Raw genomic sequence first — 12,693 nt, 5'->3', positions numbered from 1 at the left:
CACCGATCCTCGCAGCGCCCACCGACAACGCGGCTGCTACCCGCTCTCCTCCCGGGTCCGGGTCCGTCTCCGCGAGGCAAGCACCGCGATGTCGTCCTCCGCGCCCGGACCGAACCTCTCCAGCACCTCGTCCAGCAGATCGTCGAGGCTTCCGCTCGCCGGCAGGGTCAGTTGCTCCAGCCGACGCACCGATACGTCGATGTCCTCGTCCCGCCGCTCCACGAGACCGTCGGTGTACATGAACAGCACCGTGTCCGGACCGACCTTCACGGCCGTCGTCGTGTACCCGCCGAACCCGGTGCCGAGCGGCGGCCCCACCGGTACGTCGCCCACCCGGGTCCCCGCCTCGCCCGGGTCGATGAACACCGGCGGCAGATGCCCCGCGCTCGCCACCTCGTACGTCCCGCCGAAGTGGTCGACGACCGCCAGCAGACATGTCGCCGCCCGGTCCGGGCCCGACCGCTCCACCATCCGGTCGAGCTGTTCCAGGATGCGGTGCGGCGGGAGGTCGTCGTCGGCGAGCAGCCGCAGCAGGGAGCGGTAGTGGCTCATCGCGACCGCCGCCTCCACCCCGTGCCCCATCACGTCGCCGATCGCCTTCAGATGACGTCCGTCCCGCAGCGGGATGACGTCGAACCAGTCGCCGCCGACCATCACGCTCCGGTCGGCCGGCAGATAGCGGGTGGCGATCTCGATGTGCGGGTGCGGCGGGCGCGGCTCGGACAGCAGGGAGCGCTGGAGCTCCAGGGCGATGGTGTGCTCGTGGGCGTAACGGCGGGCATGGTCCAGACCGACCGCGGCCCGTCCGGCGAGTTCCCGGGCGACGACGACGTCCTCGTCCGAGAACGCCGGCGAGTCCCCCGCCCTGACCAGGCTGAGGACGCCGAGCGGCCGGCTGCGTACGGCGACCGGCACGATGACCGACGAATGCATGCCGAGGGCGCGGTAGGCGGCGACCCGTCCCGGACTGGCTGCCGAGCGGCCGAGCAGATCGTCGGCGGTGAGGTTCCGGACGACGGGCTGGTTGGTCGCCAGGCAGCGCTGTACGGCCGCGCCGTCCTGGTAGTCGATGTACTCGCCGGCCAGCCCGAACTCCGCCATCCCCTCCCGCAGCCCGGGGACCGCCGCCAGTGCGGCCCGGCGCAGCCGCAGCATGCCGGGAGGGGCGGGGCGTACGGGAGGTGCCACGTCGGGCGGGAAGACCTCGGCCGCTGCGACGTCGGCCAGCGCGGGGACGACAAGGTCGACGAGCTCCGCGCAGGTGGTGTCCATGTCGAGCGTGGTACCGATCCGGGTGACCGCGGAGTCGAGAAGGTTGAGGTGGCGTCGCGCCTGTTCCAGTTCGCGCTGCTCCTTGTCCAACCCCATCACCTCCAGCACGATCCCGGCGACGCCCACCACCTGTCCTTCGACCTCCAGCCGGTGGTACGCGCCGTGCCAGTACCGCCGGGCCGTGCCGGACGCCGCGGGCGTGAAGCCGCTGGACGTGATCTCGCGGGGTTTCCCGTCGGCGAGGACCGCCCGCATCATGTCCTCCCGGGCGTCGACGTAGGGCAGGACGTCGGAGACGGTGCGGCCGAGGTGTTCGGCGGCGGGGATGCCGTTGAGCCGTTCGAGGGCCGGGTTCACGTACAGGTAGCGCAGCCGGGTGTCGAGGACCCCCACTCCTGCCGTGGTGCCGTCGAGCAGCACCGCCAGGACCGCGAGGTCGAGCGGTGGCGGGCTGCCGGCATGCGCATCGGTCTGCAAGGGAACCTCCTGGGGCGGGGCCCGGACCACCCGACTACCCGGTCTTCATCGTCGGCCGCCGCGCCCCGCCCCGCATCCGCACAGCGGGCTTCAGTGCACGTGCGGCCCGGCCGCCGTCTCCGGCTTCCCCCGCGGCACCAGTCCCACCGCGACGACCGCACCGGCCGCGGCCGCCGCCGCGCAGACCGTGAACGCGTCGGCGAACCCGCCCACCGCACCCCTTTCGATCCCGGCTGCCGCGACCGTGGAGACGACCGCCACCCCGATCGCGCCGCCCACCTCGTGGAACGTGTTGATCACCCCGGACGCAAGCCCTGCCTCCCGGTGTCCGACCATGCCCAGCGCCGTCGTGGTCGCGGTGACGAAGACCGCGCCGAGCCCGAGCGCGGCGACGGAGAGACCGGGCAGCAGCGCCCCGTACACGCTGCTGTCCGCTCCCAGCCGGGTCAGCGGTACGGAACCGGCGGCGGCGATCACCATCCCGGCGACCGCTGTCCCGCGGCTGCCGACCGTCCCGACCAGCCGCGAGCCCAGATGGGCGCCGAGCCCGACCGCGACGGCCACCGGCAGGAACACCAGCCCGGTCCGCATCGGGGTGAACCCGCGCGCATGCTGCAGATAGACCGACCCGAGGAAGAAGAAGGCGATCAGCAGCGCCGTCGCGACCAGCATCAGGAACGCGCCCGCGAGCACCGGCCGCCGGGTGAACATCCGCAGATCCATCAGCGGCTGCTTCGCCGCCCGCTCGACGCCCGCGAACGCCCCGTACAGGAGCACGGCCCCCACGACCGGCACGAGGACGGCGGCCGATCCCCACCCGGCGTCCCCCGCCTCGACCAGTCCGTGGATGAGCGCACCGGTCCCGGCCGTGACCAGCAGCGCGCCGGGCAGTTCGAGCCGGGCGGAGGGCTGGGGGGCGCGCGCCGGGACGAGGGCGGGTACGGCGGCGAGCAGGGCGATCCCGACGGGCACATTGATGTAGAAGACCCACTGCCACCCGGGACCGCCGGTCAGCGCACCGCCGAGCAGCACCCCGATCGCCGACCCGGTCCCGCCGATCGCCGCCCACACCCCGAGCGCCTTGTTGCGCTCCGCGCCGTGGAACGAGGTGGTGCCGAGGGACAGGGCGGCGGGCGACAGCAGCGCCGCCCCCACTCCTTGGGCGATCCGGCCCCCGATCAGCACCGGGGCACTGTCGGCGAGCCCGGTGCCCAGCGAGGCGACGGTGAAGAGGGCCAGCCCCGCCAGGAGGGTGCGGCGCGCGCCGAGGGCGTCGGCGAGCCGGCCGCCGAGCAGTATCAGCCCGCCGAAGCAGAGGGTGTAGGCGGTGACGACCCAGGTCAGGGCGGCGCGGCCGAGGTTCAGGTCGGCGGCCATGTCGGGCAGTGCGACGTTCACGACGGTGACGTCGAGGACGAGCATGAACTGCGCGACGCAGACGAGGGCGAGCGTCGCCCATCGACGCGGGTGGGCGGGCGGATGCCCGGCCTGATGCTCGGCCGGATGCTGTACGTGCGTCTCATGCGGACTCATGAACTGAACTGTACGGATCAGTTCACATGAACTCAACTGTTCAGTTCAACTGGCTGTTAGCCTTGCCCCATGACCATGCAGAGCAGCCGCCGGGGGAACGCCAAGCAGCCCCCCGGCGGACCGCGCGCCGAGGCCAAGCGGCGGGCCATCGTCGAGGCCGCCCGTGAGGCGTTCCTGCGGGAGGGGTTCGGCGTCGGGATGGACGCCATCGCCGCCGAGGCGGGCGTGTCGAAGGTGACCGTCTACAACCACTTCGGCAGCAAGGAAGCGCTGTTCACGGCCGTCATCGCGGGCGCACTGGACGAGCCCCTGGGCGGCCCTTCGGCCGCCGCACTGGCCGGACTCGCCGACGCCGACGACCTGCGCACCGCCTTCGTCGAGGCGGCCCGCACCTGGGTGGCCGCCGTCCGCGACAACGCCGACGTCATCGCCCTGCGCAACCTCGTCGCCGCCGAACTGCACCGCTTCCCGGAGCTGGCGGACGCCTGGCAGGGCCACGGCCCCGAGGGCCACCACCCCGCCGTCGCCGACGCCCTGCGCGCCCTCGCCGACCGGGGCCGCCTGACCATTCCGGACCTGGAGACGGCGATCATCCAGCTGTACGCGCTGCTGGTCTTCCCGCACCTGGTCTTCAGCTCGTACGGCACGGCCATCGACGACCCGGTCACGGACCGCCTGATCACCAGCGGCGTCGACATGTTCCTGGGCCACTACGCCCCGGCGGGGCCCACCGGCTGAACGCCCCCGCTGTCAGAGGCCCCGGCAGAATGCGGCGACGGCCCGGGAGGCATCTGGGGTGCGGGGTTCGAACGCCGCGACCACACGCTCTCGGACGCCCGCGGCCGTACCGTCGTCCTCGCTTTCCACCCCGGCGACAACACGGCCGTCCGCACCAAGCAGCTCTGCTCGTACTCCTCCGGCATGGAGACCTTCACCGGTCTCGACGCGGAGGTCCGGGGAATCAGTCCACAGGGTGTGGACAGTCACGAGCCGTTCGCCCGCACCTACGGTCTGCGGATGCCGCTGCTCGCGGACACCGGGCGGGAGGTCGCCCGGGCGCACGGGATCATGGCGCCCGGGATCGGGGTGTGCCGCGCCGTGTTCCTGATCGGGCCGGACTGGGTGCTGCGGTGGAAGCATGTCGCGGTCCTCGGGGCCACCTTCCAGTCGCTGGACACGCTCGCCGACCACATCTCCGGCATCAAGAGCGAGTAAAAGATTGCCGGACCCCGGCAATGTCACGGCCCGAGTGTGTATGGCATCATCCAGCCAGCTCGACGGACACATCCGGGGGATTCCGCAGATCGGGAAAGGTGATCACATGACCTTGTTTCTCGGTCTGGGCATTGCGGGGGTCGTACTCCTCGCCCTCTCCCTGATCTTCGACGGAATCCTCGAAGGGCTCTTCGGGGGCGTACTCGACGGGCTCTTCGACGGCCTCCTGTCCCTCCCCGTCATTGCCGGATTCCTCTCGATGCTCGGCTTCGGCGGCGCGATCGTGCTCGGCACCACGGGTGCCGGTACGGTCGCCGCGACCGCGGCCGGGCTGTTCGCCGGACTGGTCGCGGCTTGGCTGACCTGGAAGTTCAGCCGCGCCCTGATGCGCGACCAGACCGCCGCCACACCGCGGGGCGCCGATCTGGTCGGCACGTCCGGGTCCGTCGTCACGGCCATCCCGGCCGACGGCTACGGCGAGGTCCTGCTGCGGCTCGCGGGCCAGCCCGTGAAACTCGCGGCGAAGAGCCCGGTGCCGGTCGAACGCGGCACCGAGATCTGGGTGGAGGCCGCACTCTCGACCACCTCGGTCGCGGTCCGCCCCGTCGAGCGCTGACCACCCACTGAACCGAGCTGCCGTCCCCGTTCGGGAGGCAGGGGGGACCTCTTATGAGCCCAGTTGTGACCGCCGTCGTCGGAGTCGTCGTACTCCTCGTACTCCTCGGCCTCGTGGTGATCACCCGCTACAAGGTCGCCGGGCCCAGCGAGGCCTTCATCATCACCGGCCGGCGCGGCAAGAAGTCGACCGACCCGGTGACCGGACGCACCAGCATCGACAACAGCGGGCAGAAGGTCGTCGTCGGCGGCGGCGTCTTCGTCGTCCCGTTCGTGCAGCAGAAGTTCACCCTGGACCTCTCCAGCCGGCACATCCCGGTCGCCGTGCGCGGAGCCGTCACCCTGCGCGGTGTGAAGTCCCACCTCGAAGGCGTCGCGATCGTCAAGGTCGGGGGCAACGAGGATGCGATCCGGGCCGCCGCCCAGCGGTTCCTGCAGCAGCAGGACGGCATCGTCGGCTTCACCCAGGAGGTACTCTCCGGCGCGCTGCGCGCCATCGTCGGCCGGATGTCGGTCGAGGACATCATCCGCGACCGCGCCGCGTTCGCCGGCCAGGTCGCCGAGGAGGCCGAGGCCAGCCTCTCCGGCCAGGGCCTGATCCTGGACGCCTTCCAGATCCAGGACATCACCACCGAGGGCTCCTACCTCGAAGACCTCGGCCGCCCCGAGGCCGCCCGCGCCAAGCAGGAGGCGGACATCGCCGAGGCGATCGCCAAGCGCGCGTCCGAGCAGGCCCGCCTGAAGGCCGCCGAGGAAATCGCCATCGCCGAGCGGACGTTCTACCTCAAGCAGGCCGAGATCAAGGCCGAGACGGAAGCGGCGGCGGCCAAGGCCAACGCCGCCGGCCCGCTCGCCGAGGCCGCCCGCCAGCAGGAAGTCCTGGAGGAGCAGGAGAAGGTCGCCCAGCGCCAGGCGGCCCTGACCGACCGTGAGCTCGACACCAAGGTCCGCAAGCCCGCCGACGCCGCCCGCTACCAGGCCGAGCAGGAGGCAGAGGCCCGCCGCATCGCCCAGGTCAAGGAGGCCGAGGCGGACGCGGAACGCTCCCGCCTCACCGGTCAGGGCGAGAAGCTCCACCGCTCGGCGCTCGCCGACGCCGTCCGCATCGAGGGCGAGGCGGAAGCCGCCGCCATCGCCGCGAAGGGCGCGGCCGAGGCCGAGGCCATGCAGAAGAAGGCGGACGCGTTCGCCCAGTACGGCGACGCGGCGGTGCTCCAGATGCTGGTCGAGGTACTCCCGCACGTCGTCGCCAAGGCCGCCGAACCACTCAGCGCCATCGACAAGATGACGGTCATCTCGACGGACGGCGCGAGCCAGCTGTCGCGCACGGTCGCGGACAACGTCGCGCAGGGCATGGAACTGCTCAACGCCACGACGGGCGTCGACCTGGCGGCACTGCTGAAGAACCTGAAGGGCGGGTCGACTTCGGACGCCGCAGCGGAGATCCCGGCGCAGGCCCCGGCCACGGCATCGACATCGGCCAACGGCACGATCGAGATCACCGACTGACGCCGTTCCCGATCCCCACGTGCCCGGCGGTGAGCAGCGGACCGCCGGGCACAGCTGCGTCCGGACCTCGGCCGCCTCCCGGGGGCCACGCACCGATCACGCCGTATCCGCAGGTGAGCCGGGTCTCCGTGCGCGCGGACACCAGGCGGCGGAAGCCTCCGGTTAAGGTAATGGAAGGTTAAAGAGATCACCAAGTGCGTCGCCCTGTCGCCGCGCGCCTCGGGAGGAAGCCATGGGAACCCACCGGACCACGCTGCCCGGAGTCGGTGTGCAGTACGACTACATCACCGAGTCGGGACAGCACATCTCCGTCGTCGTCCACCACGACGGGCGCCGGTTCATCGGGTTCTACGAGCGCGACGATCCCGATTCGTGTCAGCTCTCCGTGGCCCTGACTCCGCAGGAGGCGACCGGACTCGCCCACCTCATCGACGCCGCGCCCATCGACGCCGTACGGACCGAGGGCATCGATCTCGTCACCGAGCACATACCGCTCGGGTCGCGCTCCCCGTACGGGGGCCGGCTGCTCGGGGACACCCGGGCCCGGACGCGGACCGGGGCGTCGGTCGTGGCCGTGCTGCGGACGCACAGTGCGCATCCGTCGCCCGGGCCGGACTTCCGGCTGGCGATCGGGGACACGCTGGTCGTCGTCGGTACGCGTGAGGGCGTCGACGCGTTCTCCGAGATCATTGCGGAGGGCTGACCGTGCACGACACGACCGCACTGCTGGTGGAGCTCGGCTCCGTCATCTTGGGGCTCGGGATCATCGGACGGTTCGCCGGGCGGATAGGGCTTTCGCCGATTCCGCTCTACCTGCTGGCCGGGCTGGCGTTCGGGGACGGGGGGCTGCTGCCCCTCGGTGCCAGTGAGGAGTTCACCGCCGTCGGCGCCGAGATCGGCGTCATCCTGCTGCTGCTCCTGCTGGGGCTGGAGTACAGCGCGTCCGAGCTGGTGACCAGCCTGAAGACGCAATACCCGTCCGGGGCCGTCGACTTCGTGCTCAATGCGACGCCCGGCGCGGTGGCCGCGCTGCTGCTCGGGTGGGGGCCCGTGGGGGCCGTCGCGCTGGCCGGGGTCACCTGGATCTCCTCGTCCGGGGTCATCGCGAAGGTGCTCACCGATCTGGGGCGGCTCGGGAACCGGGAGACGCCCGTCATTCTCGGGGTTCTCGTCATCGAGGACCTGTCGATGGCCGTCTATCTGCCGCTGCTCACCGCGATGGTGGCCGGCGCCGGCCTGGCCGGGGGCGGCATCGCCCTGCTGGTCGCCCTCGGTACCGTCGGTCTGGTTCTCTACGTGGCGCTGCGGCACGGCCGGCTCATCAGCCGGGCCGTGTCCTCCGACAATCCGGAGATGCTACTCCTCGTGGTCCTCGGGCTGACCGTCCTGGTGGCCGGTGTGGCACAGCAGTTGCAGGTGTCCGCGGCCGTGGGGGCGTTTCTCGTCGGGATCGCGCTCTCGGGGGAGGTCGCGGAGGGGGCCCGTAAGCTGCTGACGCCGTTGCGCGATCTGTTCGCCGCCGTCTTCTTCGTGTTCTTCGGTCTCTCCACCGATCCGTCCGACATTCCGCCGGTGCTGCTGCCCGCGCTGCTGCTGGCCGTCGTCACCGTCTTCACCAAGATCGGCACCGGGTGGTACGCCGCCCGGCGCGCCGGGATCGGGTCACGCGGACGGTGGCGGGCGGGTGGGACGCTGGTCGCGCGCGGCGAGTTCTCCATCGTCATCGCCGGTCTGGCCGTGGCGACCGAGCCCCGTATCGGGCCGATCGCCACCGCGTACGTCCTGATTCTCGTCATCGTCGGTCCGCTCACCGCCCGTTGGACCCAGCCCGTCGTCACCAGGATCCGGACGTGGCGGGGCGGCGGCGGGGGCGGTGCGCCCGGGGGCACTGTGCCCGTCGCCCGCACGGAGATGCCTGTCGTCGAACACGTCTCGGCCGCCGACTGAGACCGACCGGCCATTGGGAGGTGCGTGCCCCAGCCCCGTGACGCCGCCCCCCCAATTGCCGGTCGGTCTGAACCGCTCTCAGAGCGGGGTCGCCTCGTGCAGGATCCGCACCAGCGTCACCGTCGCGTTCAGCGACGACAGCGCCGACACCGTGGTTCCGACGGTGGCCACCAGTCCCGCCAAGGCGACATGCGCGGACGACGGGGGCCACAGCCGGGTCGGCGGGACCGGCTCCAGGAGGGCTGCGACCCGGCGCGGGATCGGGCCCACCGCCGCGAACGCGGCGAACGCGGGCGGGGCGGTCCGGGAACGGTGCGCGAAGAGCGCCGCCTTGCCGACCGCGCCCGCCACCGCCCGCCGGTCACCGACCGCCTGCGCCGCCTCCTCGTCCGCCCACCGTTCCGTGCTGTACGCCACCGCCGTACGCAGCGGCAGCAGGAACGGGTTGGCGCGCGCGGCGAGTTGGGTGGCCAGGAGGTAGCGGTGGTGACGGGCGGCCAGATGGGCCTGCTCGTGGGCGACGAGCGCCCGGCGTTCGCGGGCGTTCAGACACTCCATCATCGCCGTCGACACGACCACCCGGCCGGGGGCGCCGGGAAGTGCGTACGCGTACGGCTCCGGGTCCGGCAGCACGGCGACCGCGGACGGCTGCTCCGGGAGGGACTGCAGGGCCCGTGTGGCGCGGACGCGTTGGCGTACGTGGCGGTGGACTGCCGACCCGCAGGCCACGACCACCGCCGCCAGCACCCCGATCGCGACGATGCCCGCCTTCTCCTCGTACGGCACCGCCGCACGCACCTCGGGGTCCGACCAGCCGTCCGGCAGCGGGTTGCCGGGGAGTTGGGCCGTGCCCACCACCATCAGCAGCGCCAGGCACACCGTGCTGCACAGGGCGAGCGTCGTGCCGACGGCCGCCAGCAGGCGGGTGGCGCTGCGCGGGTGCAGATGCTGTTCGGCGAGGCGCGCGATCGGCAGCGCGGTCAGCGGCAGTACGAGGGGCAGGTAGACAAAGACGCCCATGGGTCAGTCCTCGTCCTTCTCCGTCGTCTGCGCCAGCAGCGTGCGCAGGCGTTCCTCGTCGCCCGGGGACAGCGCCGAGACGAACCGGGCGAGTACGGCCTCGCGGTCCGGTTCGCCGTCCAGGACCCGGCGCATCCGCAGCGCGGCGAGACCGGCCTCGTCGGAGGCGGGCGTCCAGGTGTAGGAGCGGCCCTGGCGGGCACGGGTCACGCACTTCTTCCCGTACAGACGGGACAGGATCGTGATGACGGTGGTGTACGCGAGGTCGCCGTCGAGGTGTTCCTGCACCCAGCCCGCCGTCGCGGGGCCGTTCGCCGAGCGCAGAACGGCGAGGACCTGGGCCTCCAGCTCGCCCTGTCCGCGCTTGCGGGGGCGCCGGCCGTCGGAGGCGGGGCCCGCCGGGGGCACGTTGTCGTCGGGCAGTTCGTTGTGCGGGTGGTGGCTGGCCCCGGCCGTGTCCATCGTGGTGACTGCCCTTCGTGCGATGCCGCGTCGCCCACGGCGTCGCAGCATCGTACTGAAGGCCGGTTCCCGGGCACAGCGGGCGATCATCCTGCTAACTTCTACACGTCTGTAGAGTTGGATCTCGTTCCGGCAACGCAACGCAAGCAACGTATGGAGACGTCATGGCACTGTGGGATCGGATCAAGGAATCCGCGACGACGATGCAGTCGCAGCTCGAGGCGAAGAAGAACGACCTGAAGAGCGGTGCGTTCCGCGACGCGAGCATGGCCATGTGCGCCCTGGTCGCCGCCGCCGACGGTTCCATCGACCCGTCCGAGCGCCAGCGCGTCGCCTCGCTCATCGCCTCCAACGAGGTGCTCCAGAACTTCCCTGCGGACGATCTGCAGCGGCGTTTCAACGAGTACGTGAACAAGCTCACCGCCGACTTCGCCTTCGGCAAGGTCAGCGTGCTCCAGGAGATCGGCAAGGCGAAGAAGAAGCCGGCCGAGGCGCGTGCCGTCATCCAGATCGGCATCGTCATCGGCGGCGCCGACGGCGACTTCGACAAGTCGGAGCAGGCCGTCGTCCGGGAGGCGTGCTTCGCGCTCGACCTTCCGCCGCACGAGTTCGACCTCTAGGGCCTCAGCGGCCCCACCGACCGCCGGGAGCACCCCGCGGCCCGACTGACCATCGGACCGCACCCGGCCAGGCCGAGGAACGCAACTCCCCCGTGCGATTCCCCGGCCGCCCACCCAGGACCCCGCCTCCGTGTTTCCTACGCATCGCGTCACGGAGGCGGGGTCCTGCGTCAAGTCGGCGTCGGACGGGACCGCGCGGATCCTCGTACGGCGTGAGTCGCCGGACGAAATGCGGCGGCGGGACGTCGGCGTGCAGGGCGAGGTCCGGGGCAGCCGGCCCGGTCGTCAGGCGCGGACCGGGGCCGACTCCTCCACCACCTGGGTCCGGGGTGCGCCCCTGGGGTACAGGACCGCCGTCACCACCAGCCCGATGAGGAAGAAGCCCGCCGACCACCAGTACGCGGTGGAGTAGCTCTGCAGCTGGGCCCGGGCGGCATTGGCAGGAGTCACCGGGCGGTCGGACAGGTAGTTCATGGCGGCGCTGGTGGCGAGGGTGTTCAGCAGCGCCGTGCCGATCGAGCCGCCCACCTGCTGGCTGGTGCTGACCATCGCCGAGGCCACACCCGCGTCGCGGGCGGCCACCCCGTACGTGGCCAGGTTCATCACCGTGGCGAAGATCGCGCCGAGACCCAGGCCGAGGACGAGCAGGGCGGGCAGCACATAGGTGGGGTAGCTGCTCGTCAGGTCCAGGCCGGTCATCCACACCATGGCGGCCGCGGCGATGCCCATGCCGAGCGGCACGATCGGCTTCGCACCGAAGCGCGGCACCAGCACATTGGTCGTCGTCATCGACGTCGCGATCATCAAGCAGACCATCGGGATGAAAGCGAGACCGGTGGTCACCGGCGAGTAGTACAGAGTCCTCTGCAGGTAGTACGTGAGGAACAGGAAGACGCCGAACATGCCGCCGCCGGCGATGAACATCGCCAGGTACGACGCCCCCCGGTTCCTGTCCAGCACCACCCGCAGCGGCAGCAGTGGATGCGCGGCCCGCGTCAGCCACCAGGCGAACGCCGCCAGGAGCACACCGCCCGCCAGCAGGAAGCCCCAGGTGTCCGGTGAACCCCATGGGTGCGACTCGGCGTTGGAGAATCCGTACACGATGCAGAAGAGTCCCGCCGAGACCAGGACGGTGCCCGGGACGTCGAGCTTGGGGCGGTCGGCGGGGGCACCGGCGGCGAGCAGCCGGATGCCGCCGAGGAAGGCGACCAGGGCGAACAGCAGATTCACGTACAGGCACCAGCGCCAGTTCAGGTACTGGGTGAGAACCCCGCCGAGCAGCAGCCCCACCGCGCCGCCCGTCCCCGCGATCGCGCCGTAGATCCCGAACGCCTTGGCGCGCTCCTTCGGGACGGTGAACGTCGTGGTGAGGAGGGAGAGCGCGGCCGGGGCGAGGAGCGCGCCGAACATGCCCTGGAGTGCCCGGGCGAAGACCAGGACCTCGAAGCTCGGGGCGGCGCCGCCGATCGCCGACGCGACCGCGAAGCCGACGAGACCGGTCAGGAAGGCGATCCTGCGGCCCACCAGGTCGGCCATCCGGCCGCCGAGCAGCAGCAGCGAGCCGAAGGCCAGGGCATACGCGGTCACGATCCACTGGCGGTTGCCGTCGGAGAAGCCGAGGTCCTGCTGGGCCGAGGGCAGGGCGATGTTCACGATGGTGGCGTCCAGCACCACCATCAGCTGGGCCAGACCGATCACCGCCAGCACCCACCACCGGCGCGACGGGCCGCGCTCACGGTCGGATACGGGGCGCGGCGGCGGGGAGGTGGCGGTCCCTCTCGCGCCGCTCGCGGAGGGCTCCCCCTCGACAGGCTCCCGCGCATGACGTGAGTGACGAGCCATGGTCCGGGTCTCCCTCGGTGCTCACCCCCGAAATCCCCCGGACCCACGCTAAGGGCAGGTCCGCATCCCCGCATGCGGGGAGGGGCGCCGGGGCCAAGGGCTGTCCCGTCATCCCCGATGGCGGATCAGCGCGCGCCGTCGGATGCGGTGCGTCGCAAAGGGCTGTCCCGTAATCCCTGGC

Annotated in this window: 12 protein-coding genes; 7 read left to right on the top strand and 5 right to left on the bottom strand. The window is 71.7% G+C overall.

What is annotated here, in order from left to right:
• Positions 1-36: 36 nt before the first annotated feature.
• Both OH809_RS22185 and OH809_RS22180 read right to left on the bottom strand, forming a co-directional pair.
• Positions 37-1,749, bottom strand: coding sequence for a SpoIIE family protein phosphatase (locus OH809_RS22185; protein WP_406420736.1), 1,713 nt, complete (start codon positions 1,747-1,749; stop codon positions 37-39).
• Positions 1,750-1,839: 90 nt separating this feature from the next.
• Positions 1,840-3,282 (bottom strand): MFS transporter, encoded by a 1,443-nt coding sequence (locus tag OH809_RS22180; protein ID WP_406420737.1) that lies wholly within the window; start codon positions 3,280-3,282, stop codon positions 1,840-1,842.
• A 69-nt stretch (positions 3,283-3,351) separates the two neighbouring features.
• Here OH809_RS22180 and OH809_RS22175 point away from each other — a divergent pair, with 69 nt between their 5' ends.
• The 6 genes from OH809_RS22175 to OH809_RS22150 all read left to right on the top strand — a co-directional run bounded on the left by OH809_RS22175 (position 3,352) and on the right by OH809_RS22150 (position 8,568).
• A complete protein-coding gene (locus OH809_RS22175) occupies positions 3,352-4,020 on the top strand; it encodes a TetR/AcrR family transcriptional regulator (RefSeq protein ID WP_406420738.1) in 669 nt (222 codons plus the stop codon).
• A 9-nt stretch (positions 4,021-4,029) separates the two neighbouring features.
• A complete protein-coding gene (locus tag OH809_RS22170; RefSeq protein WP_406425049.1) occupies positions 4,030-4,497 on the top strand; it encodes a peroxiredoxin family protein in 468 nt (155 codons plus the stop codon).
• 106 nt (positions 4,498-4,603) lie between these two features.
• Positions 4,604-5,113, top strand: a complete 510-nt coding sequence (locus OH809_RS22165; RefSeq protein ID WP_406420739.1) for a hypothetical protein — start codon at positions 4,604-4,606, stop codon at positions 5,111-5,113.
• A gap of 53 nt (positions 5,114-5,166) precedes the next feature.
• Positions 5,167-6,621 carry a flotillin family protein gene (locus OH809_RS22160; RefSeq protein WP_406420740.1) on the top strand — a complete coding sequence of 485 codons (1,455 nt, stop codon included), beginning with the start codon at positions 5,167-5,169 and terminating at the stop codon, positions 6,619-6,621.
• A gap of 232 nt (positions 6,622-6,853) precedes the next feature.
• Positions 6,854-7,324, top strand: a complete 471-nt coding sequence (locus tag OH809_RS22155) for a cation:proton antiporter regulatory subunit (RefSeq protein ID WP_406420741.1) — start codon at positions 6,854-6,856, stop codon at positions 7,322-7,324.
• 2 nt (positions 7,325-7,326) lie between these two features.
• Positions 7,327-8,568, top strand: a complete 1,242-nt coding sequence (locus tag OH809_RS22150; RefSeq protein WP_406420742.1) for a cation:proton antiporter — start codon at positions 7,327-7,329, stop codon at positions 8,566-8,568.
• 78 nt (positions 8,569-8,646) lie between these two features.
• On the opposite strand, the gene OH809_RS22145 is transcribed toward OH809_RS22150, so the two are convergent.
• Together OH809_RS22145 and OH809_RS22140 are read right to left on the bottom strand one after the other, a co-directional pair.
• Positions 8,647-9,588: a M48 family metalloprotease gene (locus OH809_RS22145; protein WP_406420743.1), complete on the bottom strand. Its 942-nt coding sequence runs from the start codon at positions 9,586-9,588 to the stop codon at positions 8,647-8,649.
• A 3-nt stretch (positions 9,589-9,591) separates the two neighbouring features.
• Positions 9,592-10,050, bottom strand: coding sequence for a BlaI/MecI/CopY family transcriptional regulator (locus tag OH809_RS22140; RefSeq protein WP_406420744.1), 459 nt, complete (start codon positions 10,048-10,050; stop codon positions 9,592-9,594).
• 164 nt (positions 10,051-10,214) lie between these two features.
• Between OH809_RS22140 and OH809_RS22135 the strand changes: the two genes are divergently transcribed.
• Positions 10,215-10,670: a tellurite resistance TerB family protein gene (locus OH809_RS22135; protein ID WP_030931413.1), complete on the top strand. Its 456-nt coding sequence runs from the start codon at positions 10,215-10,217 to the stop codon at positions 10,668-10,670.
• A 285-nt stretch (positions 10,671-10,955) separates the two neighbouring features.
• On the opposite strand, the gene OH809_RS22130 is transcribed toward OH809_RS22135, so the two are convergent.
• A complete protein-coding gene (locus OH809_RS22130; protein ID WP_406420745.1) occupies positions 10,956-12,512 on the bottom strand; it encodes an MFS transporter in 1,557 nt (518 codons plus the stop codon).
• Between the last annotated feature and the right edge of the window lie 181 nt (positions 12,513-12,693).

It is taken from the genome of Streptomyces sp. NBC_00873 (assembly GCF_045207415.1).
GTDB lineage: Bacteria > Actinomycetota > Actinomycetes > Streptomycetales > Streptomycetaceae > Streptomyces.
Note: the sequence above shows the minus strand (reverse complement) of the source record. Positions and strands in the feature narration are given on the sequence as shown.

Bases quoted from the DNA above. Each gene is read 5' to 3' on its own strand.
- OH809_RS22180 (WP_406420737.1), bottom strand. From the start codon at position 3,282: ATGAGTCCGCATGAGACGCACGTACAGCATCCGGCCGAGCATCAGGCC.
- OH809_RS22175 (WP_406420738.1), top strand. From the start codon at position 3,352: ATGACCATGCAGAGCAGCCGCCGGGGGAACGCCAAGCAGCCCCCCGGC.
- OH809_RS22165 (WP_406420739.1), top strand. From the start codon at position 4,604: ATGACCTTGTTTCTCGGTCTGGGCATTGCGGGGGTCGTACTCCTCGCC.
- OH809_RS22160 (WP_406420740.1), top strand. From the start codon at position 5,167: ATGAGCCCAGTTGTGACCGCCGTCGTCGGAGTCGTCGTACTCCTCGTA.
- OH809_RS22155 (WP_406420741.1), top strand. From the start codon at position 6,854: ATGGGAACCCACCGGACCACGCTGCCCGGAGTCGGTGTGCAGTACGAC.
- OH809_RS22145 (WP_406420743.1), bottom strand. From the start codon at position 9,588: ATGGGCGTCTTTGTCTACCTGCCCCTCGTACTGCCGCTGACCGCGCTG.
- OH809_RS22140 (WP_406420744.1), bottom strand. From the start codon at position 10,050: ATGGACACGGCCGGGGCCAGCCACCACCCGCACAACGAACTGCCCGAC.
- OH809_RS22135 (WP_030931413.1), top strand. From the start codon at position 10,215: ATGGCACTGTGGGATCGGATCAAGGAATCCGCGACGACGATGCAGTCG.
- OH809_RS22130 (WP_406420745.1), bottom strand. From the start codon at position 12,512: ATGGCTCGTCACTCACGTCATGCGCGGGAGCCTGTCGAGGGGGAGCCC.